The following is a 22,475-nucleotide window of genomic DNA, read 5'->3' as shown; positions in this document are numbered from 1 at the left end:
GGAGTGTGACTGCAAAATCGCCGGAATGACGCCGCTTTTCATTGAAAAGATAAAAGCGTGCTCGCGAAGCTTTTTACCCGCCCATAAAAAAAACCGCCCGAGGGCGGTTTTTTTTCAATGCCAAACCTTATTTCAGGCCGGACATTTTCTGGATGGTGGCTTTAAGCTCATCATCGCTGCAATCAGCACAGGTGCCTTTCGGCGGCATGGCGTTGATACCGGTGATGGCTTTGGCCAGCAGACCATCGAGGCCGCCCTGGTGGTCGGCACGGTCTTTCCAGGCCGCGGTGTCACCGATTTTCGGAGCACCCAGTACACCGGCGGTGTGGCAAGCGCCACAATGAGCGGCAATGATGTCGTCCGGCGTTTTCGCGCCACCGCCAGCTGCGGCAGCAACGGTTTCAATACCTTTGCACTCTTCGCCCTGTACGCAGACTTCACCCACTGGCTTGAGTCGCGCAGCGATATCGTCATTGGTGGTCGCAGCCTGAGCGCCGACCGCCCAGAGGGCCAACACAGCGACATGCGCCGCCAGCATTTTCTTAATTAGGTTCACGCTTACACCCTCTATCGTGGCTAGTCACGCTCGCGGCCACGGTTGCGCGAGCGGGCGACAGTATACCGATTAGGTCAGCGAGTCGAAACACGCCATCCTGTCGCAGGTCTTTGGAATGAAGCATTGCCGCCCAATGGGCGACGATTTTCTAGTTTTTATAGAAAGCCGGGCCTTTCAGCCCATTACAGCACTCAGAAATTGGCGGGAGTGGTCGCGCTGATCAGCCGCGCCGGTTCGCCAAACGGGTTACGGAAACGATGGGGCTTACTGCTTTCAAAGTAGTAGCTATCGCCGCTTTCGAGAATATAAATCTCGCCGCCCACCGTCAGTTCAAGACGCCCATCCACCAACAGACCAGACTCTTCACCCTCGTGGGTGAGCATCTCGTCACCGGTATCGGAGCCCGGCGGATAGGTTTCGTCAAGGAAGGCGATGGCCCGGCTCGGATGCGCCTTGCCAACCAATTTCATGGTGACCGCGCCACTGGACAGATCGACCAGTTCGCTCGCTTTGTAAACCACTTGGGTGTGGTTGTCCTGTTCCACTTCGAGGGAGAAAAACTCGACCAACGACATGGGTATGCCCGCCAGCACCTTTTTCAGCGAACTGATCGAGGGGCTCACGCTGTTTTTCTCGATCATGGAAATGGTGCTGTTGGTGACGCCCGCCCTTTTGGCGAGTTCACGCTGAGACAGGCCTTTAAGCTTGCGAATAGATTGCAGTCGAACGCCGACGTCCAATGATAGAGCCCCCTTGGGAAGATACGGATTTGAGGCCGCATCATCGCAACAGCGTTCAGTATTTACAACACTTGGACTGCAATCCTGTTCGGGTTCGGCGCTAAGCCCCGGAATAGACGAGTGGCGCCCGTCGCAAATTACAGAAAATCTGGTAGGGAATGGTATCCGCGGCAGCCGCTACGTCGCTGGCAAGTACCTGTTTACCCCACAATTCCACCCGGCTTCCTACACCAGCCTGAGGCAGATGGGTGAGGTCGACGGTCAGCATATCCATTGAAACCCGGCCAATCAGACGGCTCGGTTGGCCGTCGATGGCAACCGGCGTGCCGCTGGGCGCATGGCGCGGATAGCCATCGGCGTAGCCCATGGCCACAACGCCGACCCGAGTCGGTTGGTCAGTGACATACCGCGCGCCATAGCCAATCGGCTCGCCGGCCGGCAGTTCACGCAAGCTGATGATTTTCGATTCGAGCGTCATTACTGGCTGCAAGCGGGCCGCATGCTCGTGTGGGGTTTCGAACGGGCTGGCACCGTAAAGCATCAGGCCGGAGCGCACCCAATCGGTTTTCTGCAAGGCAGGAAACCTTGGCGACCAGCCGAGGATGGCCGGCGAGTTATACAGACTGACCTCGGCGTGCAAGCCCTCGCGGGCCTGGGCGAAGGCGGCCATTTGTTCTTCGCTGCGCGGGTTTTCCAGCTCGTCGGCGCGGGAGAAGTGCGTCATCAAAACGATCTTTTCCACCTTGCCGCTGGCCTGCAGACGGCGGTAAGCGTCCTGATACTGCTCCGGGAAAAAGCCCACCCGGTGCATGCCGGAGTCCAGCTTGAGCCACACCTGCAACGGCTTGCGCAGTTGGGCGCGCTCAATGGCTTCCAGCTGCCAGGGCGCATGCACCACGCACCAGAAATCATGCTCGACGATCAGCGCCAACTCGTCGGCTTCAAAAAAACCTTCCAGCAACAGGATCGGGCCGGTGATGCCGGCGGCGCGCAGGCTCAATGCTTCTTCGATCGCGGCCACCGCAAAGCCATCGGCTTCGCTCTGCAACGCCTGGGCGCACCGTACCGCGCCATGGCCGTAGGCATCAGCCTTGATCACCGCCAACGCCTGGGCGCCGGTCAGTTCGCGGGCCAGGCGGTAGTTATGGCGCAAAGCAGCGAGATCGATGAGGGCACGGGCGGGACGCATGGCGACGGTCTTCTTGGTGTTTTCTAGATGGATTTGCTTATGGCAGGGCCGCGATCACGGTCATTTCCACCAACGCTTCGTCGGTGTAGAGCTTGGCTTCAACACAGGCCCGGGCTGGTGCGGTTCCGGGGGTTACCCAGGCGTCCCACACGGCATTCAGGCCGGCATAACCGCTTGCCATGTCCTTGAGGTAGATGGTCACCGACAGGATGCGGCTCTTGTCGGTACCAGCCTCGGCGAGCAGGCGGTCAATGTTGTTGAGGGTTTCCCGCGTCTGCTGGGCCGCGTCGCCTGCGTAACTGTCAGCCAACTGGCCGGCCAGGTAGACCGTGCCGTTGTGGATAACAATTTCGCTGTAACGGGTTTCAGTGCGCTGGCGCTGGATGGGCATGCTTGAGGCTCTCTTTGGAATGGCCATAACGGGAGATATCCAGACCTTCGGCGCTGATCTGCGGCTGTTTTTTCGCCATCAGGTCAGCCAGCAGGCGGCCAGAGCCACAGGCCATGGTCCAACCGAGGGTACCGTGGCCGGTATTGAGGAACAGGTTTTTGTACGCGGTAGCACCCACAATCGGCGTGCCGTCCGGCGTGGTCGGGCGCAGGCCGGTCCAGAATTCGGCCTGGGCCAGGTTGCCGCCCTGTGGATACAGATCGTTGACGATCATTTCCAGGGTTTCGCGGCGACGCGGGTTAAGGCTCAGGTCGAAGCCGGCGATTTCCGCCATGCCGCCCACGCGGATGCGGTTGTCGAAACGGGTGATGGCGACCTTGTAGGTCTCATCGAGAATGGTCGAGGTCGGGGCCATATCGCCATTGGTGATCGGCACGGTCAGCGAGTAACCCTTGAGCGGGTACACCGGTGCTTTGATGCCCAGCGGTTTGAGCAGCTGCGGCGAGTAACTGCCGAGGGCCAGCACGTAGCGGTCGGCGGTTTCCAGCTTGCCGTTGATCCACACGCCGTTGATGCGGTCGCCGGCGTGGTCGAGGCCTTCGATGGTCTGACCAAAACGGAATTCCACACCCAGCTCTACGCACATTTCGGCCAGACGGGTGGTGAACATCTGACAATCGCCGGTCTGGTCATTCGGCAGGCGCAAGGCACCGGCGAGAATATTGGTGACGCCGGCCAAAGCGGGCTCCACGCGGGCAATACCGTCGCGGTCGAGCAGCTCGTACGGCACGCCGGACTGCTCCAGCACGGCGATGTCTTTGGCGGCGTTATCGAGCTGTGCTTGAGTACGGAACAGTTGAGTGGTGCCCAAGCTGCGACCTTCATAGGCGATACCGGTTTCGGCGCGCAGCTCGTCGAGGCAGTCGCGGCTATATTCGGACAACCGCACCATGCGCTCTTTGTTCACCGCATAACGGCTGGCGGTGCAGTTGCGCAGCATCTGCAGCATCCACAGGTACTGGTCGATATCGGCGGTGGCCTTGATGGCCAGCGGCGCGTGGCGCTGCAGTAGCCACTTGATGGCTTTAAGCGGCACGCCAGGCGCGGCCCAAGGTGAAGCGTAACCAGGCGATACCTGGCCGGCGTTGGCGAAGCTGGTTTCCTTGGCGGGCGCGTCCTGGCGGTCGACCACCACCACTTCAAAGCCGGCACGGGCCAGATAGTAGGCGCTGGTGGTACCAATCACACCGCTGCCCAACACCAGAACTCGCATGGTTTGCTCCCTCGCCGCGACTTTACGCTGACGTTTGATATCTTGATCGAAATTCCGCGCAGTATATGGACCACCTGCCAGTGCATTTCACTGTATTGATAGCTATATTTGGCGAGAATTCTTGGCAAAAGCCCTTAATACAGAGGCAGATTCCCCATGAGAACCCAGCATCAGAGCCGTCGTGAACTGGACAAAATCGACCGTAATATTTTACGGATCCTGCAGGAAGACGGTCGTCTGTCCTTCACCGAGCTGGGGGAACGCGTGGGCCTGTCCACCACGCCCTGCACCGAGCGGGTTCGCCGCCTGGAGCGCGAAGGCATCATCATGGGCTACAACGCCCGGCTCAATCCCCAGCACCTCAAGGCCAGCCTGCTGGTATTCGTTGAGATTAGTTTGGACTACAAATCCGGCGATACTTTCGAGGAGTTCCGACGGGCTGTGCTCAAGCTGCCACACGTGCTGGAGTGCCATCTGGTCTCCGGCCACTTCGACTACCTGGTGAAGGCGCGGATTTCCGAGATGGCCTCGTACCGCAAACTGCTGGGCGACATCCTGCTTAAACTCCCGCATGTGCGTGAGTCCAAGAGCTATATCGTGATGGAAGAAGTGAAGGAAAGCCTGACCCTGCCCGTGCCGGACTAAGCGCTCCCTAGACCAATACCTGCCGTGTGCTGGCAATCAGCTGGTGCACGCCATTTTCCACCCGCTCATCAATCCATTCCTGCGGCCGCTGCCCATTCGGGCACGGCATACGCGGCGTGGTGCCGAACAGACGGCAAATCAGCGGGCGCTCGTCATACACCGTGCAGCCTTGCGGCCCCAGGTGCACACAGTTGAACTCGGCCAGCGCGGCGTCATGCTCGGCATCGGTTTTCACGGGCAGGCGCGACATTTCTTCGGACGACGCGGTAACCGGTCCACAGCAATCGTGGCAGCCCGGCACACAGGCAAAGCTGGGGATGCGCTGGCGCAGGTGGTCGATCTTGCGGCTGTTGCAGGTCATGGGGCGGGCGTCCTCGAATATCGCGGCATGGTAGCAAAGCCGACATGATTCCCCCCTAATCCTGCCTGACCAAAGGTTTTTTCCAACGTGGCTCTTGGCTCGCTCGGACCCCACGCTTATCCTGCGTAAAATTTACCAAACATAAGAATCAGGATTTCAAACATGAACGCCAGCGTTCAGCCTTCCGTGAACCCGCACTCCCACGCCCCTTCCTATTACGCCGCTACCGCCAACCGTCAGCTCAGCTACCCGGCGCTGGCCGGCGATGTGCAAGCGGACGTCTGTATCGTTGGCGGTGGCTTTTCCGGGCTCAACACTGCCATCGAACTGGCCGAACGCGGCCTGTCGGTGGTGCTCTTGGAGGCCAACCAGATGGGCTGGGGCGCCAGCGGGCGCAATGGCGGGCAGTTGATTCGCGGCGTGGGCCATGACGTGGAGCGCTTTGCCAACGTGGTGGGCAGCGACGGCGTGCGCGAACTGAAATTGCTCGGCCTGGAAGCGGTGGAAATCGTTCGCCGGCGCATCGAGCACTTCAATATCCCGTGCGACCTCACCTGGGGCTACTGCGACCTGGCCAACAAGCCCAGCGACCTGGAAGGCTTTGCCGAGGACCTCGCCGAGTTGCGCAGTTTGGGCTATCGCCACGACCTGCGCCTGCTGCACGCCGACGATATGCACCAGGTGGTCGGCTCCAGTCGCTACGTGGGCGGCCTGATCGACATGGGCTCGGGCCATCTGCACCCGCTGAACCTGGCCCTCGGTGAAGCGGCAGCGGCGCAATCACTGGGCGTGCAGCTGTTTGAGCACTCGGCTGTTACCCGTATCGACTACGGCACTGAAGTGGTCGTGCACACCGCCAGCGGCAAGGTGCGCGCCAAGAATCTGGTGCTGGCCTGCAACGCCTACCTCAATGGCCTGAACAGCAACCTGGGCGGCAAAGTGCTGCCCGCCGGCAGCTATATCATCGCCACCGAGCCGCTCAGCCAGGCCCAGGCACGCACCTTGATTCCGCAGAATATGGCGCTGTGCGACCAGCGTGTGGCGCTGGATTACTATCGCCTGTCGGCCGACCGCCGCCTGCTGTTCGGTGGCGCTTGCCACTACTCGGGGCGTGATCCCAAAGACATTGCCGCCTATATGCGGCCGAAAATGCTTGAAGTGTTCCCGCACCTGGACAAGGTAAAAATCGACTTCCAATGGGGCGGCATGATCGGCATCGGCGCCAACCGCCTGCCACAGATCGGCCGACTTAAGGATCATCGCAATGTGTTCTACGCCCAGGCCTACTCCGGCCACGGCGTAAACGCCACGCACCTGGCCGGCCGCTTGCTCGGCGAAGCCATTGCCGGGCAGGAAAGTCGTGGGTTCGATCTGTTTGCCCAAGTGCCCCATGTAACGTTCCCCGGCGGAAAATACCTGCGCTCGCCGCTGCTGGCGTTGGGGATGTTGTGGCACCGGTTGAAGGAAGTGATGTAACTGGAGCATCCAGCACCGTCATTCCCGCCTTCGCGGGAATGACGAATGAAAGCTCCTACCTCGATCACAACGTCCAGAACGGCCGCAGCGCCTCGTAATTCGCTTGGGCGCGAGTAATGCCGATATCAGCAAGCTGGGCGTCGGTCAGGTTGAGCAAAGCGCGGCGGGTGGTCAGGCGGCGCCAGAAAGCAGCCCAGCGCGACATCGGCGCTTTCGGTGCAGCCACGCGGCTGGACACCGCTTTGGCCACGGCCAGTTTTCCCACCAATTCGTTGTGACCCAAGGTCAACCGAACATCGCTAAGCCCATTCATTTCCCTCACCCTGCTGTGTGTGTATGTGGGAAATGATGATGCCGGTCCGCGCAAAAGCAGGACAGTTTCAAAAAACCTCTATTTACTCCATACAGATTGCACCACTCACCAGCTGAATGGTGATTTTTCGCCATATCTGTATGGCTCTTGCCAAAATACCCTACAGAACGCACGATCTGTTTTTTCTGCCGCCCCGCAGGCGAACCGCCATGACCCTTTATGTAAACCTTGCCGAGCTGCTCGGATCGCGCATCGAACAAGGCCTGTATCGCCCCGGCGACCGCCTGCCCTCGGTGCGCGCGCTAAGCGCCGAACACGGCGTCAGCCTGAGCACCGTGCAGCAGGCTTACCGCCATCTGGAAGATCAGGGGCTGGCATTGCCCCGGCCCAAGTCCGGCTATTTCGTGCCCGAAGAACGGGAGAAGCCGGCCTTGCCCATGGTCACACGCACGGCGCAGCGGCCAGTAGAGGTGTCGCAATGGGACCAGGTGCTGGAGCTGATCAGCGTGGCGCCGGGCAGCGAAGGGCTGATTCAGCTGGGGCGTGGCCGCCCAGACCACACCAGCCCCACCCTCAAGCCGCTGCTGCGCACCCTGTCGCGCTTGAGCCGCCGGCAGGACCTCAATGGCCTGACCTACGGCTGCATTCACGGCCACTTGCCGCTGCGTGAGCAAATTTCGCGGCTGTTGGTGGATTCCGGCTGCCAGATCCCAGCCGATGACATTGTGATCACCACCGGCTGCCACGAAGCGCTGTCGGCGGCCATTCGCGCCATTTGCGAGCCGGGCGACATCGTTGCCGTCGACTCGCCGAGCTTTCATGGCGTGATGCAGGCATTGAAAGGCTTCGGCATGAAGGCCCTGGAGTTGCCCACCGACCCGCTGACCGGCATCAGCCTCGAAGCCCTGGAACTTGCCCTCGAACAGTGGCCGATAAAGGCCATACAGCTGACGCCCAACTGCAATAACCCGATGGGCTACATCATGCCCGACGCCAACAAGCGCGCCCTGATTGCCCTGGCCCAGCGCTATGACGTGGCGATTATTGAAGACGATGTGTATGGCGAGCTCGCGTACCACTACCCGCGGCCACGGACCATCAAGTCTTACGACGATGACGGTCGGGTGCTGCTCTGCAGCTCGTTTTCCAAGACCGTGGTGCCGGGGCTGCGCATTGGCTGGATCGCCCCCGGGCGTTACCAGGAGCGCGTGCTACATATGAAATACATGGGCACCGGCACCACCGCCCAGCTGCCGCAACTGGCACTGACTGAATACTTGGAGGCGGGGCATTACGAGCCGCATATCCGCCGCATGCGCGCGCAGTACATGCGCAGCCGCGACCAGATGATCGACTGGGTGAGCCGCTACTTTCCGGCCGGCACTCGGGTCAGTCGGCCGCAAGGCAGCTTTATGATCTGGGTGGAAATGCCTGAGGGCTTCGACAGCATTCGCCTGAACCGTGAGCTCAAACCGCACAAGATCCAAATCGCGCCGGGCAGCATCTTTTCCGCCGCCGGCAAGTACCGCAACTGCCTGCGTATGAGCTACGCGAGCAAACCGGATGCGAAGACGGAGGCGGCGGTGCGGGTTGTTGGCGAGACGGTGGCGCGGCTGTTGGCCGAGCACGCTTGACGCGTTAAAAGCCCCTCACCCCTAGCCCCTCTCCCGCACGCGGGCGAGGGGAACCGATCACCTTATGCAGCCCCACCTCAATCGGCCCCCTCTCCCTCTGGGAGAGGGTTGGGGTGAGGGCTCTGCGGTCTATTCCCCACCAACCATCTTCGCCGGCGCAGGCTCGCCCAGCCCATTGCCCGCAGCAACAGCACCACAAACCCCGCTGCCCCTACCGCCATCAACAGCGGTAGTGCATGCCCGCTCACCCACTGGCTCACCGCACCGGTCACCAGCGGCCCGATCAGGCAACCAATGCCCCACAGCTGAGAAATATGGGCATTGGCGCGTACCAGTTGGTCATCGCGATAGCGCTCGCCAATCAAAATCAGCGACAGGGTAAACAGCCCGCCCGCACTGGCGCCGAACAGCACCCACACCGGCCAGATCAACGGCGTGTGCAGCAGCAAAGGCACACACAGGCTGGAAATCATCAGCACCACGCCGCAGCCGAAGAACAGGCGTTGGCGCGACATGCGGTCCGCCAGCCAGCCAATGGGCAGTTGCAGCAAGGCATCGCCCACCACCACCACGCTGGCCATCAACAAGGCGGTTTCCTGGCTAAAGCCCTGGCGCAGGCCGTACACCGGCAATAGCGTCAGCATCATGGCTTCGAAGGCGGCAAACAGGCTCACCGCCCAGGCAATCGCCGGCATGCCCGCGCAGAATGCCCACAGGCCACGGCCCGAGGCGCTATGGGCATCGACCCTCGGCGCGCCGGTACGGCCCCACAACATCAACGAGCCGGCGATCAGTAAACCGGTGCCGGTCCAGAAACCCAGGTCCGTGCTAGTGCCGAGCAGACTCAATACCAGCGGACCACACAGTTGGCTCAGTGCATAACCGGTGCCATACAGTGCCACCAGCCGGCCACGCCAGCGATCTACCGCCAATTGGTTGATCCAGCTTTCGCCGAGGATAAACACCACCGTCAGCGCCACGCCCAGCAGCAGGCGTAACACCAGCCAGACCGGATAGCTGGGCAACAGCGCCATGGTGCTCACACCCACAGCGCTCACCACCAGGCAGATCTGCATCAGCCCCGTGGTCCCGAAACGTGCCGCCAGGCGCCCGGCCAACACCGAACCCAGCAATACGCCCACCGCCGGCATGGCCGCCATTACGCCAATGGCGAAGTTGCCGTAACCCCAGCCCTCCAGGCGCAACGACACCAACGGCATGGTCACACCCAGCGCCAGGCCGATGCTGACCACCGCCGAGACCACGGCGAAATACGTACCCCAACGCATGACCACAGGTCATCTCCTTGCAGGGTTTGCCCAATAAAAACGGCCGGGTTTCCTCTCAGAAACCCGGCCGCAGGTATGGCTCGTAGAGCCGGCCCCTTTTTAAGCCAGGGGCGGACCTTAAAACTTTGTTATCCAGCCTTACCTCGACTGAAGACAACGCAACTCGAGATCTCCTGGGCTAAGGCCAGACAAGGCGCCGCATGGCCGACGACCAGGAGATCGCCGCGATATCGTTACAGCTTGATCCAGGTGGATTTGAGCTCGGTGTACTTGTCGAAAGCGTGCAGCGACTTGTCGCGACCATTACCCGACTGCTTGAAACCACCAAACGGTGCAGTCATATCGCCGCCGTCGTACTGGTTCACCCACACGCTACCGGCACGCAGGGCCTTGGCGGTGAGGTGGGCTTTGGAGATGTTGCTGGTCCATACCGCCGCCGCCAGACCGTAGATGCTGTCGTTGGCAATTTGCACGGCTTCTTCAGCGGTGTCGAAGGCAATAACCGACAACACCGGCCCGAAGATTTCCTCCTGGGCGATACGCATGGAGTTGGTCACACCGTCGAAAATGGTCGGCTCGACGTAGGTGCCGCCAGTGGACTCCAAGGTGCGTTTGCCACCGGCGACCAGCTTGGCGCCATCGGCGTGGCCGGCTTCGATATAGCTCAGTACCTGGTTCATCTGCACGGTATCGACCAGCGCACCGACGTTGGTTTCCGGGTCCAGCGGGTTACCGGGTTTCCAGCCTTTAAGGGCTTCGATCACCATAGGTACGAATTTGTCTTTGATCGAACGCTCGACCAGCAGACGGGAACCGGCGGTGCACACTTCGCCCTGGTTGAAGGCGATGGCGCCAGCGGCCGATTCAGCGGCAGCTTGCAGGTCCGGCGCGTCGGCGAAGACGATATTCGGGCTCTTGCCGCCGGCTTCCAGCCAGACGCGTTTCATGTTCGATTCACCCGAGTACACCAGCAGTTGCTTGGCGATCTTGGTGGAACCGGTGAACACGATGGTGTCCACGTCCATATGCAGGGCCAGGGCCTTGCCGACGGTGTGGCCATAGCCTGGCAGCACGTTCAGCACGCCAGCCGGAATGCCGGCTTCGATGGCCAGTTGGGCAATACGGATGGCGGTCAGCGGCGATTTTTCCGAAGGCTTGAGTACTACCGAGTTACCGGTGGACAGGGCCGGGCCAAGTTTCCAGCACGCCATCATCAACGGGAAGTTCCACGGCACGATGGCGCCGACCACACCGATCGGCTCACGGGTGACCAGGCCCAGTTCGTTGTGGGCGGTAGCGGCCACTTCGTCGTAAATCTTGTCGATGGCTTCACCGCTCCACGACAGCGCGCGGGCAGCGCCCGGTACGTCGATGTTCAGCGAGTCGCTGATCGGCTTGCCCATGTCCAGGGTTTCCAACAGAGCCAGTTCTTCGGCGTGCTCGTCCAGCAAGGCGGCGAAGCGGATCATGATTTCCTTGCGCTCGACCGGCGCCTTACGCGACCACACACCGGAGTTGAAGGTGGCGCGGGCGTCTTTGACGGCCAGTTCGGCGTCGGCCAGGTCACAGCTGGCGACTTTGCCCAGCACACGGCCATCGACCGGGCTGACGCAGTCGAAGGTGTCACCGGATACCGCAGCGGTGTATTCGCCATGGATAAAGGCGCGGCCTTCGATCTTCAGGTCCTGGGCACGTTTTTCCCAGTCAGCGCGGCTCAAGGTAGTCATGTGTGCGTCCTCTTGTTAATCGAGCTTCAATCAAGACTAAACAGCCGGCGTGGGCCACGCGCGTCTGTCAAAAATTCTGCAAGGCCTGCTCGGCCCGGTGTGCCGGCCACACTAAACCAGAGCTCGGCGCCTTTCCATTATTTTTTACAGTCGGGGGCAAAACGCCCTTGTCATGTTCGTTTTATTAAACATAGACTGCGAGCCTCTTTGCCAGACCGGCAAGCACCCGCCGCCCGGCGGGGTCCGTGAGCAATAAAACCAACACCTGGACCCTTGCATGAATATTCAAGCCATCGTCGACTTCGCCGCCACCACCACCGCAGCTGAACACTACCGCCCTGCTGCGGAAAAAGTGCTCAAGGGCGATCCCGAGCAAAACGTGCGCAACCACTACGCAAGCCCGTGCGGCCAATTTGCCAGCGGTGTCTGGGAAGGTGCAGTGGGCCAGTGGACGGTGAACTACACCGAACACGAATACTGCGAAATTCTGCAAGGCGTGTCGGTACTGCGCGATGCCGACGGCAATGCCAAAACCCTGCGCACGGGCGACCGTTTCGTTATCCCGGCCGGTTTCAAAGGCACCTGGGAAGTACTGGAAACCACCCGCAAGGTGTATGTGATGTTTGAACAGGCGGCGAGTTGATCGACGCCACTACCGTTTTTCCTGCGTGAACGTTTAGCCCGCCCCCGCGGGCTTTTTTACGCCCGCACATTGCCAGTGTAGGAGCGAGCTTGCTCGCGAACCCTGGAAACGAAATTCGCCACCCGGGTTCGAGGGTTCGCCAGCAAGCTGGCTCCTACGAGATCTCGATTAACGCTAGAACTCCACCGTACTCGACACCTCGAACATCCGCGGATCCCCAATCGAAATCAGGAACGCGTTGGTGGACGACGAGTAGTAGGTCTTGTCGAAGATGTTCTTCACGTTGAATTGCAGTTTCACGTTCTTGCCACCCAGCTGGGTGTCGTACGTGGCGAAGGCATCGGCAGTGGTGTATTGCGGCAGGGTGAAGGTGTTTTCCGCGTCACCGGCGCGCTCGCCGACATAGCGGGCGCCCGTACCCACGCGCAAGCGGTCGCCGCCCAGCATCTGGCCGAAGTCGTAAACACCAAACAACGACGCACTGTTGCGCGCCACGTTGGCCAGACCATTGCCTTTGAGGGTCGGGTCTTTGGTCACCCAGGCGTCGAGGTAGGCGTAGCTGCCAATCAGGCTGACCTGGTCGGTGAGCTGGCCGGTGATATCCAGCTCGACGCCGCGCGAGGTAACGGCACCGGCGGCCCGCGCAATGGTGTCGGTGTCACCGGAGGGCAGCTCGTAGGTCTGGGTGACCATCACGTTTTCTTTGTCGATGTTGAACAGCGCCAGCGTGCCGGTAATGCGCCCGGGCATATCCAGCTTGGCGCCGATTTCCCAGGATTTGCCCTCTTCCGGATCGAGCCCGTTGATGGTCGCAGTGCCCGCCAGGGCGGCGATGGTGGAGTTGGGCTTGAACGACTCACTATAGCCGCCGTACAGCGAGAACTCGTCACTCCACTGGTACACCAGGCCCGCGCGCGGCAGCCATTTCTGGCCGTTGATATCGGTGTTTTTCTGGAATGGTCGGCCCTTGCCGGCCAACTGGTCATAAAGCTGATAACGCGCGCCGCCCACCACGATCCATTGGTCGTTGAGGTGGATGGAGTCCTGCACAAAGGCCGACTGGCTGTAGACCTTGTCAGTCTGGTCGCTGTCGGTGGCCGAGATGGTGGTTGGGACCGGCACCTGGTCATACACCGGGTTCTGGGTGTCGAACCGCACGCTGGTGGTCTCGCGCAACAAATCGGCGCGAAAAATCTTGCGGTATTCGTGATCCACACCGGTCAGTAGTTCATGGCGCAGGCCGCCCAGTTGCACATCACCGGACAGATCCATCGTGCCGAAATGCTCGGTGCTCACCGCACCCCGCGTACCGTCCAGCCGGCGCACCAGCAAGGTGCTGCTGTCGGTAACGTAGCGGGTCACCCGCGCCTGGTAGTCGTCGTAGCGATCGCGGTAATAGCTGTAGGCGAAGTGGGCTTTCCACTCGTCGTTGAGACGGTGCTCGACATCGAAAATTGCCAGGTCCGAACGCCCTTCGGTCTTGTTGTAGGGCTCGTCCAGACGCTGCTCGCGCGGCACGCTCAACGGCTTGGTCGAGTTGGCAGCGAGGATGGTGCCGCGATCGAACGGGGTGACGTAATCGCGGTGCTCCCAGGAAACATTCACCGTGGTGTCATCACCAAACCAGGCCAGCGACGGCGCGATGGTTTTTTCCCGGCTATTGCCGAAGTTGCGCCAGTAATCGGCATCGTCGTAATCGGCTACCAGGCGGTAAGCGAAGTTGCTGTCGCCAATGGCTCCGGTGCTGTCGAGCTGGCCACCGCTGCCGTTCTTGCCTTCGGTATAAGTGGAAGCCCGGGCGGTGATGGCGTTGTACGGCGCCAGCTGCGGTTTCTTGCTGACCAAGTTGATCACGCCGCCCGGGTCGAGAATGCCGTACAGCATTGACGCCGGCCCCTTGAGCACTTCCACGCGCTCGACATTGGCGGTGAAATTGCGGCCCTGCACCGTGCGCATGCCGTCGCGCAGAATCGAACCGTCGCGGTTGTCGCCAAAGCCGCGCTTCATGACCGCGTCCATGGTGCTGCCCAGGGTGTTGGCCTGGGTGATGCCGCTGACATTCACCAGCGCATCGTCCAGGTTGCGCGGTTGCTGGTCCTGCAGAACCTGCCTGGGCACCACGGCAATGGCTTGCGGAATTTCCAGCAACGGCGCTTCGGTACGCATGATCTTGCTGGTGGGTGGCGGCTGATAGCTCTGCGCTGGCTGCGATTGGCCGTCGATATTGGCGGCATCCAGATTCATGCCGCTGTCGCTGCGCAGGCGTTGCAAGGTCAGGGTGCGTTCGTCCGCCCGGCGAAAGGTAAACCCGGAGCCTTGCAGCAATTGGCTCAACGCCTGCTCGGCGCTCATGTGCCCGCGTACGGCCGGCGTCTGCAGGCCATAGGGCGCATCGTCGCTGTAGACCAGGCTCAGGCCCGTAACCCGGCTAAAGGCGCTCAGTGCCTGCGGCATGGGCTGGGCGGCGATAGCAAAGCTGTACTGCGCCTGCGTGGCGGCGGCGGGTGCATCGGCCGCCTGAACCAGCAGCGGTATGCCGGCTGCCAGTACCAAGGAAAGACCGAAGCCGTGTTTTCCAGCCAGTAGCCTGTACGTCATAAGCACCTAATCCGTGAAAGTGTCCCGCAACCGGGCTGCTGCGATCTATTCGCAATTACAAGCACTACACGGATGCCGACGAGAGATACCTCACCGTCGGCTGAAATTATTTTCAGGGCTAACGCACCACGGTGATGCCCAGCAGTTGGTGATGCTCAAAGCCCACCACGCTGCCTATTGAATCCAGCACTTTGCCGGGGTCCTGGGTGGGGAAACTGCCACTGATGCGTTGCTGTCCCAACGCCTGGTTGAGCAGAACGATAGGCGTGGGGCTATAGCGCTGCACTTCATCCAGCACCTGCGCCAACGGCAGTTGGTAGAACGTCAGCCAGCCCTGGCGCCAGGCCAGGCTGGCGTCGCTGTCTACGCCCTGCACGGTACCGGCAAGCCCCTGTTGATAACTGACCTGCTGATTGGCGCCGAGCACCAGCGGCGTTGCGCCCGTCTTCGCGGTGACCGCTACACGGCCCGACTGCACCGTTACCTGGGCACCCTTGTCGTGCAGGCGCACCTCGAACTGGGTACCCAGCACCTGGGCCTCGCCGTCGGAGGCGCTGACGATAAAAGGCTGGCCGGTGTGGCTGACCTGAAAATACGCTGCGCCGCGCAGCAATTCGATGCGTCGCTGCTGGTCAGTGAAATGCACCTGCACGGCGCTGTCGGCGTCGAGCAGCAGTACGGATTGATCGGCCAGGGTGATCTGCCGCAACTGCCCCGGTGCCGACATATAGTCCGCGCGTAACGAGTCCACCCAGCGCTGCGGCTGCCAGCCCAACAGACCCAGCATCAACAGCACACTGGCGGCGGTCGCCAGCGTGCCCTGCCACCAGCGCGACGCGCGGCGCGGCGTCGGCGCCATGGCGTTGAGGTAATGCGCCATGGCCGCGGCCTCCTCGTCGGCCAACTGCTGGGCCGGCTGCTCGGTCAGCGCCCACAACCCTTGCACCTGGGCATAGGCCTCGACATGGGCCGGGTCGGCATACAGCCATGCATCAAAGGCTTGCCGCTCAGCTGCGGTGGGCTGCGCGCGCAAGCGCTCGTGCCAGCTCAGGGCAACCTGCTCAAGCGACGGAGCGGCGTCGGCAACGACGCGCAAAGAATGCGAATGGCTCATTGATCAGGCGACTCCAGGCTCGCCTTGCAGGCATCGAGGGCGCGCATCATATGTTTTTCCACCGCGCTCTGGGACAGCTGCATCACCTTGGCGATTTCGCCATAGGTGCGGCCGTGCACCCGATTGAGCAGAAAGATATGCCGCGTGCGTGCAGGCAACGCCCGCAGGGCCTGTTCCACACGCTGCAAGTCGTGGCTGGCAGCCAGCGCCGCGTCGGGTGCCGAGGGCTCGCCCAGTTGCTCGGTCAGCAACCCGGTTTCAGTGCGGTTGCGCGAGCTTTCGCTGCGCAAATGGTCAATGGCCATATTGCGCGCCGAGCGCAGCAGGTAGGTGCTGAGTTCTTCCACCTGCACCTGTGGGCGGCGCCAGAAGCGCAGAAACAGGTCCTGCACAAGGTCCGCCGCCGTGGCCCGGCACCCCACGCGGCGACTGACCAACGCCTCCATCTGCGAACGCTGGGAAAGAAACACCCGCAGAAAATTCGCTCGCAGTGCCGGTTCGGCCGCGACCAATGCCTCGGGCTGCGGATCGGTGTGGGGAGTGGAGTCAGCCATGCGGGCAGAAGTCGCAAAATCAGAATAATGCGCAAATGATAATGCCTTGCATTAAAGCCCGATAGAGGCCCCCGGTCGGATCCCGCATAATGGCCGCCGCCTTCACCTCCAGGAAAACCGCCGTGACCCTCACGCCCGTCCCCAACAGCTTGCTGGTTATCGGCTATGTCTGGCCCGAGCCACGCTCCTCGGCGGCCGGCGGGCACATGATGCAGGTGCTGGAGTGTTTTCTGGCGCGCGGCTGGCGTATCACCTTTGCCAGCCCGGCCAAGGAGGGCGAGCACAAGGCCGATCTGCAGGCGCTCGGTGTTGCCGAGCAGGTTATCGAGCTCAACAACGAAAGCTTCGACCACTTCGTGCAGGAACTGAACCCAGCCGTCGTGTTGTTCGACCGTTTCATGATGGAAGAGCAATTCGGTTGGCGCGTCGAACAACAATGCCCCAACGCCGTGCGCGTGCTGGAAACCTCCGACCTGCAATCGCTGCGTGATGCCCGCCAGCAGCTACTGAAAGCACACCTGGCCGCCGGTAAAGGGGATGACTGCCGCGAGCTGTTTGCCATCGAGCCAGCCGAGCTGTTCCGGCATATGGCCGCCAGCGACACGGCGCTACGGGAGATCGCCGCGCTGTACCGCTGCGACCTCAACCTGATGATTTCCGATGCCGAAATCTCGTTGCTGTGCGATCACTTCAAACTGCCGGACGCGCTGCTGGTGCACTGCCCCTTGCTGCTCGATGCCACACCGCGCGAGGTGCTGCCTTACCGCGAGCGGGCGCATTTCATCAGCATCGGCAACTTTCGCCATGCGCCCAATTGGGATGCGGTGCTGTGGCTGAAACAGAGCATCTGGCCGCTCATTCGCGAACAACTGCCGCAGGCGCAATTGCACGTGTACGGCGCCTACACGCCGCCCAAAGCGACCGCCTTGCACAACGCGCCACAGGGTTTTCACGTTATGAACTGGGCGCCCGATGCCTTGGCGGTAATGGAAGGGGCGCGGGTGTGCCTGGCACCGCTGCGCTTTGGTGCCGGCATCAAGGGCAAGCTTGCCGACGCTATGCTCTGTGGCACCCCGAGTGTCACCACGCCAATCGGCGCGGAAGGCATGCACGGCCAATGGCCCTGGCCAGGTGAGGTGGTTGGCGATGCGGCAGCATTTGCCGAGGCAGCGGTGCGTTTATACCGCGAAGAAAATGCCTGGCAGCAGGCGCATAGCCACAACTGGCCGCTGTTGGCGGCACGCTATGAGCGGCATGCGTTCGGGGAATTGTTGATGCAACAGATCGAACAGTGCCAAGCCAATCTGGCGGAACACCGCGCGCGGAATTTTACTGGGGCAATGCTGCGTCACCACCAGCACAAAAGCACCAAGTACATGGCGCAATGGATCGAGGCGAAAAGCCGCCGCGATTGACTACCGTCGTCCCCGCGCAGGCGGGGCCCCAGATTGTCACGTCAAGCAACGAGCGCGCTGACCTGCACAATTCTGGATTCCCGCCTTCGCGAAAATGACGTGCGCGAGGTAGCGCTTAGTCGTTGTTGCGAAACAACAGGTAACCTGCCAGGGCCACTACGCCCAGCGCCAAGCTGGCCGTTGCTACCGGGTGTTCACGGGTGTAATCGCGGGTGGCGGCGCCGGCCTGAAGCGTTTTTTCCTTCACGTCCGAATAGGTGTCGCTCAGCAGATCGCGGGAATGGCCGAGTACGCGTTCGGCGCTGCTGCGCAGGCTTTTCAGCGATTTCTGCGATTCATCACTGAATTCACTTTTCAGGCTGTCGAGGCTGGAGATCAGGTGTTCGATCTCGGTTTCGATGCTGTGCAGGGATTTGTTGCGCGATGCGAAAATAGCCATGGTCAGTCTCTCCTATCGTTCATAAGGGCGTACGAGGTGTGACTGCGCTCAACTTGGAAAGTGCAGCTAATCTGAACTTATCGGGCGCCAGGCAGGACTCATTCTGTAAGCGCGTTTCCCTATAAGAGAGGACTACAGCATGTCGGATCATCACACCTACAAACTGATTGATATCGTCGGTTCTTCGCCTACCAGCATTGAAGAAGCCATTCAGAACGCCCTGGCCGAAACGGCGAAAACCGTGCGTAACCTGGAATGGTTTGAAGTGGTTGAGACACGCGGTCACATAGTTGACGGAAAAGTCGGCCACTATCAGGTGACCTTGAAAGTCGGTTTCCGCATCGGCGACAGCTGATGCCCTGTTAATGCGTAGTGGCCTGCGGGCCGCTTACGCTCACCGGGCTATGGGACAAACGCCCGGTGTTGCTTTTGGCGGCCGCAGGTCGTCAATGTTGCTGCTCGAGGTTTGGCGTTGTGTTCGGGCATTTGTGTTACCAACGAGGGAGCGTTACCCCCATGAAGAAAGTGATCCTGGCCTTTGGCCTGTTAGCTATGGCTGGCTCGGCCTTGGCGGCGCCAAAACCCTGCGAAGAACTGAAGTCGGAAATCGATGCAAAAATCCAAGCCAAGGGCGCCACGTCCTACAGCCTGGAAATCGTTGAAAAAGGCAGCGCTGGCGACAAGCAAGTGGTTGGCAGCTGCGATGCAGGTACTAAAGAGATCGTCTACCAGCGCAATTGACCGCGCCTAGGCACTATCGAACCGGCGCCCAGTGGCGCCGGTTTTTTATTGGGTGTGACGTAGCGAGCGGCTGCGCGTCGGCGGGGCTGCGTTGAAAAAGGCTTTTGAATGCTCATTGGCTACAGCCAACTGCGCTTCAAAAGCCGTTTTCGCCTTGCTCCGCTCTAGCTCGCTCGCTCTGGATCTATGAGATGCCGAGATCGCAAAAGCTAAGAATTTGCCTTAAGGGTGACCGCGCAGTACAGTAAGCCCCACTGAAATAGTCGGGTATTACGACGCTGTATGGCCGACGACCAGGAAATCGCGCCCGGAGTGCAATCATGAAAACCGTTTCCGACATCAAAATTTCCGTTCTCGACCTCGCCCCCATCCGCGCCGATGGCGGCCCGCAGCAGGCGCTGCGCAATTCCCTGGCGTTGGCGCAGCATGCAGAAAAACTGGGGTTCACCCGCTTCTGGGTGGCCGAACACCACAACATGGACGGCATCGCCAGTTCCGCTACCTCGGTGCTGATCGGTTATCTGGCGGCCGGCACCAGCAGCATTCGCCTGGGCGCCGGTGGCGTAATGCTGCCTAACCATGCGCCGCTGGTGATTGCCGAGCAGTTCGGCACTCTGGCCACTCTGTACCCCGGCCGTATCGACCTGGGCCTGGGCCGCGCGCCCGGCGCCGATCAGTACACGGCCCACGCGCTGCGCCGTGAGCGCTCCGGCAGCGCCGATGATTTCCCCGAAGACCTGACCGAGTTGCAAACCTACCTCGGCCCGCTGCAGCGTAACCAACGGGTAATTGCCATGCCCGGCGCCGGCACCGCAGTGCCGATCTGGCTGCTCGGTTCCAGCCTGTTCAGCGCCCAATTGGCAGGCCAGCGCGGCTTGCCTTACGCCTTTGCCTCGCACTTCGCACCGCGCCTGATGCACGAGGCCATCCGTGTGTACCGCAACAACTTCAAGCCGTCAGCCGTGTTGGATAAACCCTACGTCATGCTCGGCGTGCCGCTGCTGGCTGCCGACACCGACGAGCAGGCGCAGTACCTGGCCACCAGCGCCTACCAGCGCATTCTCGCCCTGCTGCGCGGCCAGAGCCTAGTGCAAAAACCCCCGGTGCAAAGCATGGAAGGTCTGTGGCTGCCCCATGAGCGGCAGGCGGTGGGCGAGTTCTTCGGCTTGGCGATGGTGGGCGGGCCGGAGACGATCCGCAGCCATATCAATCAACTGCTGGAACAGACCGATGCCGACGAGCTGATTTTCACCAGTGACATGTACGACTTCGTCGACCGCCTGCATTCCTACGAGGTGTTGGCCAACTTGCGCTAAGCACCGGTAAAAAAAGCGAACGACTGCCGCGCCAGTGCCTCTGAACCCTATACCCAACGGCAAGGAGAACTCAGATGAAAAAGACAGCATCGGCCCACTGGCAAGGCGGCATCAAAGACGGCAAAGGCACCATCTCCACCCAGAGCGGCGTGTTGAGCCAGAGCCCCTACGGCTTTAACACCCGTTTTGAAGACAAGCCCGGCACCAACCCGGAAGAACTGATTGGCGCCGCCCATGCCGGGTGTTTTTCCATGGCCTTGTCCAAGGAACTCGGTGACGCCGGCATGACGGCCGAAAGCATCGACACCCAGGCCGAAGTCACCCTCGACAAAGCCGACGGCGGCTTCGCCATCACTGCCGTGCACCTCAAACTCAGCGCCAAGATTCCCGGCGCCGACCGCGAGGCGTTCGAAAAAGCGGTGGAAAGCGCTAAGACCGGTTGCCCGGTTTCCAAGGTGTTGAATGCAGAGATCACCCTGGAAGCCACGCTCGAAAACTAACTGTAGGGCGAATATCCGCATCGCGGATATCCGCCGATACCGGGTGTGCGGCGGATAGCGCTTTGCGCGATATTCGCCCTACGCCGCTTTATTGCGCTCATACCTGTCCAACAACGGCTGCGTCGTCAGCCCGTGCACCGCAATGCTCAACGCCACCACCGACAATGTCAGGCCAATCGCCTCCTGCGCCGCCTCGCCTTCCAGGCCGTGGTTAAGCACATAGGCCAGGTAATACAAACTGCCGATGCCGCGAATCCCGAACCACCCCATCAGCCAGCGCTGCCGTTCACACAGGGCATTGCCGCGCACGATCGCCACCACGCTCAGTGGCCGAATAATGCAGAACAGCGCCAGCCCCAGGGGCACCGCGCGCCAGTCCCAGTGAAAGGCCAGCAGCGCGCCGAGCAGGGTCACCAGCAGCACTTCCAGCACCCGTTCGACGATGTCGCCAAATGACAGAATCTCGCCAATCAGCAAGCCGGCCACCACCTTCGGCTCGCTAGTATCGCTGACCTGTTCCTTGACCTGATCCAGGCTGCCGCCGTCCTTGGGAAGGGCCGACGCCACTTCCTCGGCCGGTACACTGGAGTTATCCGATGAGTCGACTTCGGCATGGCGCAGGCCGATGCCAGCTGCAAACGCGGCCAGAAAGCCCAGCGCGCCGACCGTTTCGGCCAGCCAATACGACAGGGCGATCAGCGCCATGGCGAGAAAGTCGTTGGGGGAGATGGCTGCATCACGGTGGCGGGTGCGCAAGTAGATGGCCAGCCGCCCTACCCCGCGCCCCAGCAGAAAGCCGATCAGCAAGCCGGCCGGAATGGCCCACAGCAAACGCTGCGTGGCCCAGCCGCTCAGCCACTGCCCGCCAGTGCCGTCGTGCTGAATCCATAACAAGGCGAAGAACACAAAGGGAAACGCCACCCCATCGTTGAACCCCGCTTCGCCGGACAGGCCGTAGCGCATGCGGTCAAAGTCCCCGGCGTGGTTTACCTGCACCAGGCTAGCCAGTACTGGGTCGGTAGGCGCCAGCACGGCACCAATCAGCATCGATAGCCCAACACTAAGCCCCAGGCCGTAATGCGCCACCAGCGCCACCCCGGCAATGCACGCCAGCATCACAGGGCCGGCCAGCAAATAGGCGCTGCGCCATGCCGGGTCGGCAAAACCCAGGCGCAATTTCATGCCGCCACTGAACAGGGAAAACAGCACGGCAATTTCAGTGAGGTGTTCGAGCCAGTCGGCCACCTCGATGAAATTCATGTGCCACAACCCAAGCCCCAGCGGGCCGATGGCCAGGCCGAATGCCAGATAAAGCGTGGAGGTGGTAACGGGTAACCAACGCAGATAGGCCGAGGCCAGGGTGAGAATCAGCAAAATGCTGCCAAGCACCGCCATCCAGTGCAGAAAGCTCATATGGGCTCGCTCCCAGGTGCATGGCGGGTCGGGGTGACAGCGCGCGCTCTAGGTTTCGAGGCGCTTGCAGCCGATATGGTTCAGCCCGTAAGAGCCAGCTTGCTGGCGAACCCTGAAAACAAAATTTCTGAGCGCCGTTTGCAGGGTT

The 22,475-nt window shown here is 61.2% G+C and carries 23 protein-coding genes; 9 read left to right on the top strand and 14 right to left on the bottom strand.

What is annotated here, in order from left to right:
• Positions 1-127: 127 nt before the first annotated feature.
• The 5 genes from PKE98_RS02990 to dadA all read right to left on the bottom strand — a co-directional run bounded on the left by PKE98_RS02990 (position 128) and on the right by dadA (position 4,149).
• A complete protein-coding gene (locus PKE98_RS02990; RefSeq protein WP_271193779.1) occupies positions 128-556 on the bottom strand; it encodes a c-type cytochrome in 429 nt (142 codons plus the stop codon).
• Between the two features lie 191 nt (positions 557-747).
• Positions 748-1,296 carry a cupin domain-containing protein gene (locus PKE98_RS02985; protein WP_271193778.1) on the bottom strand — a complete coding sequence of 183 codons (549 nt, stop codon included), beginning with the start codon at positions 1,294-1,296 and terminating at the stop codon, positions 748-750.
• A 100-nt stretch (positions 1,297-1,396) separates the two neighbouring features.
• Positions 1,397-2,485 carry an alanine racemase gene (alr, locus tag PKE98_RS02980; protein WP_271193777.1) on the bottom strand — a complete coding sequence of 363 codons (1,089 nt, stop codon included), beginning with the start codon at positions 2,483-2,485 and terminating at the stop codon, positions 1,397-1,399.
• Between the two features lie 37 nt (positions 2,486-2,522).
• The gene (locus tag PKE98_RS02975; protein WP_271193776.1) at positions 2,523-2,876 is read right to left on the bottom strand and encodes a RidA family protein; all 354 of its coding nucleotides are present in this window, start codon (positions 2,874-2,876) and stop codon (positions 2,523-2,525) included.
• Positions 2,851-4,149 (bottom strand): D-amino acid dehydrogenase, encoded by a 1,299-nt coding sequence (gene dadA / locus PKE98_RS02970; RefSeq protein ID WP_271193775.1) that lies wholly within the window; start codon positions 4,147-4,149, stop codon positions 2,851-2,853. The genes PKE98_RS02975 and dadA overlap by 26 nt, the downstream gene beginning before the upstream one ends.
• 156 nt (positions 4,150-4,305) lie before the next feature.
• Between dadA and dadR the strand changes: the two genes are divergently transcribed.
• The gene (gene dadR / locus PKE98_RS02965) at positions 4,306-4,794 is read left to right on the top strand and encodes a transcriptional regulator DadR (protein WP_108098017.1); all 489 of its coding nucleotides are present in this window, start codon (positions 4,306-4,308) and stop codon (positions 4,792-4,794) included.
• A gap of 7 nt (positions 4,795-4,801) precedes the next feature.
• Here the strand turns inward: dadR and PKE98_RS02960 are convergent, their stop codons facing one another.
• Positions 4,802-5,155, bottom strand: coding sequence for a YkgJ family cysteine cluster protein (locus PKE98_RS02960; RefSeq protein ID WP_271193774.1), 354 nt, complete (start codon positions 5,153-5,155; stop codon positions 4,802-4,804).
• Positions 5,156-5,317: 162 nt separating this feature from the next.
• Between PKE98_RS02960 and PKE98_RS02955 the strand changes: the two genes are divergently transcribed.
• Entirely contained in the window at positions 5,318-6,631 is a 1,314-nt protein-coding gene (locus PKE98_RS02955) for an NAD(P)/FAD-dependent oxidoreductase (protein WP_271193773.1), read from the top strand.
• Between the two features lie 64 nt (positions 6,632-6,695).
• Here the strand turns inward: PKE98_RS02955 and PKE98_RS02950 are convergent, their stop codons facing one another.
• Positions 6,696-6,944 (bottom strand): DUF1127 domain-containing protein, encoded by a 249-nt coding sequence (locus tag PKE98_RS02950; protein ID WP_271193772.1) that lies wholly within the window; start codon positions 6,942-6,944, stop codon positions 6,696-6,698.
• 209 nt (positions 6,945-7,153) lie between these two features.
• Here PKE98_RS02950 and PKE98_RS02945 point away from each other — a divergent pair, with 209 nt between their 5' ends.
• Complete coding sequence (locus tag PKE98_RS02945; RefSeq protein ID WP_271193771.1) at positions 7,154-8,578, top strand: aminotransferase-like domain-containing protein; 1,425 nt, start codon at positions 7,154-7,156, stop codon at positions 8,576-8,578.
• A 77-nt stretch (positions 8,579-8,655) separates the two neighbouring features.
• Here the strand turns inward: PKE98_RS02945 and PKE98_RS02940 are convergent, their stop codons facing one another.
• Positions 8,656-9,867 (bottom strand): MFS transporter, encoded by a 1,212-nt coding sequence (locus tag PKE98_RS02940; protein ID WP_271193946.1) that lies wholly within the window; start codon positions 9,865-9,867, stop codon positions 8,656-8,658.
• 233 nt (positions 9,868-10,100) lie between these two features.
• Positions 10,101-11,594, bottom strand: coding sequence for an aldehyde dehydrogenase (locus PKE98_RS02935; protein ID WP_271193770.1), 1,494 nt, complete (start codon positions 11,592-11,594; stop codon positions 10,101-10,103).
• A 277-nt stretch (positions 11,595-11,871) separates the two neighbouring features.
• Between PKE98_RS02935 and PKE98_RS02930 the strand changes: the two genes are divergently transcribed.
• Positions 11,872-12,237 (top strand): cupin domain-containing protein, encoded by a 366-nt coding sequence (locus PKE98_RS02930; protein WP_271193769.1) that lies wholly within the window; start codon positions 11,872-11,874, stop codon positions 12,235-12,237.
• A 174-nt stretch (positions 12,238-12,411) separates the two neighbouring features.
• Here the strand turns inward: PKE98_RS02930 and PKE98_RS02925 are convergent, their stop codons facing one another.
• The 3 genes from PKE98_RS02925 to PKE98_RS02915 form a co-directional block, all read right to left on the bottom strand.
• Positions 12,412-14,835 (bottom strand): TonB-dependent siderophore receptor, encoded by a 2,424-nt coding sequence (locus PKE98_RS02925; RefSeq protein WP_271193768.1) that lies wholly within the window; start codon positions 14,833-14,835, stop codon positions 12,412-12,414.
• A 118-nt stretch (positions 14,836-14,953) separates the two neighbouring features.
• Positions 14,954-15,949 (bottom strand): FecR family protein, encoded by a 996-nt coding sequence (locus tag PKE98_RS02920; RefSeq protein ID WP_271193767.1) that lies wholly within the window; start codon positions 15,947-15,949, stop codon positions 14,954-14,956.
• On the bottom strand, positions 15,946-16,503 hold the full coding sequence (locus tag PKE98_RS02915) for an RNA polymerase sigma factor (RefSeq protein WP_271193766.1): 558 nt from the start codon (positions 16,501-16,503) through the stop codon (positions 15,946-15,948). Before PKE98_RS02915 ends, PKE98_RS02920 begins: the two co-directional genes overlap by 4 nt.
• Before the next feature lie 89 nt (positions 16,504-16,592).
• Between PKE98_RS02915 and PKE98_RS02910 the strand changes: the two genes are divergently transcribed.
• The gene (locus PKE98_RS02910; protein ID WP_373877796.1) at positions 16,593-17,918 is read left to right on the top strand and encodes a glycosyltransferase; all 1,326 of its coding nucleotides are present in this window, start codon (positions 16,593-16,595) and stop codon (positions 17,916-17,918) included.
• A gap of 115 nt (positions 17,919-18,033) precedes the next feature.
• Here PKE98_RS02910 and PKE98_RS02905 read toward each other — a convergent pair whose 3' ends face one another.
• Positions 18,034-18,357, bottom strand: coding sequence for an ElaB/YgaM/YqjD family protein (locus PKE98_RS02905; RefSeq protein WP_271193764.1), 324 nt, complete (start codon positions 18,355-18,357; stop codon positions 18,034-18,036).
• Positions 18,358-18,496: 139 nt separating this feature from the next.
• Here PKE98_RS02905 and PKE98_RS02900 point away from each other — a divergent pair, with 139 nt between their 5' ends.
• The 4 genes from PKE98_RS02900 to PKE98_RS02885 all read left to right on the top strand — a co-directional run bounded on the left by PKE98_RS02900 (position 18,497) and on the right by PKE98_RS02885 (position 20,914).
• Positions 18,497-18,712 carry a dodecin gene (locus PKE98_RS02900; protein ID WP_108095094.1) on the top strand — a complete coding sequence of 72 codons (216 nt, stop codon included), beginning with the start codon at positions 18,497-18,499 and terminating at the stop codon, positions 18,710-18,712.
• Positions 18,713-18,873: 161 nt separating this feature from the next.
• Entirely contained in the window at positions 18,874-19,098 is a 225-nt protein-coding gene (locus tag PKE98_RS02895) for a DUF1161 domain-containing protein (protein ID WP_271193763.1), read from the top strand.
• A 320-nt stretch (positions 19,099-19,418) separates the two neighbouring features.
• Positions 19,419-20,414, top strand: coding sequence for an LLM class flavin-dependent oxidoreductase (locus PKE98_RS02890; RefSeq protein WP_271193762.1), 996 nt, complete (start codon positions 19,419-19,421; stop codon positions 20,412-20,414).
• Positions 20,415-20,488: 74 nt separating this feature from the next.
• Positions 20,489-20,914 carry an OsmC family protein gene (locus PKE98_RS02885; protein WP_271193761.1) on the top strand — a complete coding sequence of 142 codons (426 nt, stop codon included), beginning with the start codon at positions 20,489-20,491 and terminating at the stop codon, positions 20,912-20,914.
• 78 nt (positions 20,915-20,992) lie between these two features.
• On the opposite strand, the gene PKE98_RS02880 is transcribed toward PKE98_RS02885, so the two are convergent.
• Entirely contained in the window at positions 20,993-22,327 is a 1,335-nt protein-coding gene (locus PKE98_RS02880; protein ID WP_271193760.1) for a cation:proton antiporter, read from the bottom strand.
• Positions 22,328-22,475 lie beyond the last annotated feature (148 nt).

Source organism: Pseudomonas turukhanskensis, assembly GCF_027922365.1.
GTDB classification, from domain to species: Bacteria; Pseudomonadota; Gammaproteobacteria; order Pseudomonadales; family Pseudomonadaceae; genus Aquipseudomonas; species Aquipseudomonas turukhanskensis.
Note: the sequence above shows the minus strand (reverse complement) of the source record. Positions and strands in the feature narration are given on the sequence as shown.

What these genes read in the sequence shown, in the direction of transcription:
- alr (WP_271193777.1), bottom strand. Translation starts at nt 2,485, where the DNA reads ATGCGTCCCGCCCGTGCCCTCATCGATCTCGCTGCTTTGCGCCATAAC.
- PKE98_RS02975 (WP_271193776.1), bottom strand. Translation starts at nt 2,876, where the DNA reads ATGCCCATCCAGCGCCAGCGCACTGAAACCCGTTACAGCGAAATTGTT.
- dadA (WP_271193775.1), bottom strand. Translation starts at nt 4,149, where the DNA reads ATGCGAGTTCTGGTGTTGGGCAGCGGTGTGATTGGTACCACCAGCGCC.
- dadR (WP_108098017.1), top strand. Translation starts at nt 4,306, where the DNA reads ATGAGAACCCAGCATCAGAGCCGTCGTGAACTGGACAAAATCGACCGT.
- PKE98_RS02960 (WP_271193774.1), bottom strand. Translation starts at nt 5,155, where the DNA reads ATGACCTGCAACAGCCGCAAGATCGACCACCTGCGCCAGCGCATCCCC.
- PKE98_RS02955 (WP_271193773.1), top strand. Translation starts at nt 5,318, where the DNA reads ATGAACGCCAGCGTTCAGCCTTCCGTGAACCCGCACTCCCACGCCCCT.
- PKE98_RS02950 (WP_271193772.1), bottom strand. Translation starts at nt 6,944, where the DNA reads ATGAATGGGCTTAGCGATGTTCGGTTGACCTTGGGTCACAACGAATTG.
- PKE98_RS02945 (WP_271193771.1), top strand. Translation starts at nt 7,154, where the DNA reads ATGACCCTTTATGTAAACCTTGCCGAGCTGCTCGGATCGCGCATCGAA.
- PKE98_RS02940 (WP_271193946.1), bottom strand. Translation starts at nt 9,867, where the DNA reads ATGCGTTGGGGTACGTATTTCGCCGTGGTCTCGGCGGTGGTCAGCATC.
- PKE98_RS02935 (WP_271193770.1), bottom strand. Translation starts at nt 11,594, where the DNA reads ATGACTACCTTGAGCCGCGCTGACTGGGAAAAACGTGCCCAGGACCTG.
- PKE98_RS02930 (WP_271193769.1), top strand. Translation starts at nt 11,872, where the DNA reads ATGAATATTCAAGCCATCGTCGACTTCGCCGCCACCACCACCGCAGCT.
- PKE98_RS02925 (WP_271193768.1), bottom strand. Translation starts at nt 14,835, where the DNA reads ATGACGTACAGGCTACTGGCTGGAAAACACGGCTTCGGTCTTTCCTTG.
- PKE98_RS02920 (WP_271193767.1), bottom strand. Translation starts at nt 15,949, where the DNA reads ATGAGCCATTCGCATTCTTTGCGCGTCGTTGCCGACGCCGCTCCGTCG.
- PKE98_RS02915 (WP_271193766.1), bottom strand. Translation starts at nt 16,503, where the DNA reads ATGGCTGACTCCACTCCCCACACCGATCCGCAGCCCGAGGCATTGGTC.
- PKE98_RS02910 (WP_373877796.1), top strand. Translation starts at nt 16,593, where the DNA reads ATGGCCGCCGCCTTCACCTCCAGGAAAACCGCCGTGACCCTCACGCCC.
- PKE98_RS02905 (WP_271193764.1), bottom strand. Translation starts at nt 18,357, where the DNA reads ATGGCTATTTTCGCATCGCGCAACAAATCCCTGCACAGCATCGAAACC.
- PKE98_RS02900 (WP_108095094.1), top strand. Translation starts at nt 18,497, where the DNA reads ATGTCGGATCATCACACCTACAAACTGATTGATATCGTCGGTTCTTCG.
- PKE98_RS02895 (WP_271193763.1), top strand. Translation starts at nt 18,874, where the DNA reads ATGAAGAAAGTGATCCTGGCCTTTGGCCTGTTAGCTATGGCTGGCTCG.
- PKE98_RS02890 (WP_271193762.1), top strand. Translation starts at nt 19,419, where the DNA reads ATGAAAACCGTTTCCGACATCAAAATTTCCGTTCTCGACCTCGCCCCC.
- PKE98_RS02885 (WP_271193761.1), top strand. Translation starts at nt 20,489, where the DNA reads ATGAAAAAGACAGCATCGGCCCACTGGCAAGGCGGCATCAAAGACGGC.
- PKE98_RS02880 (WP_271193760.1), bottom strand. Translation starts at nt 22,327, where the DNA reads ATGAGCTTTCTGCACTGGATGGCGGTGCTTGGCAGCATTTTGCTGATT.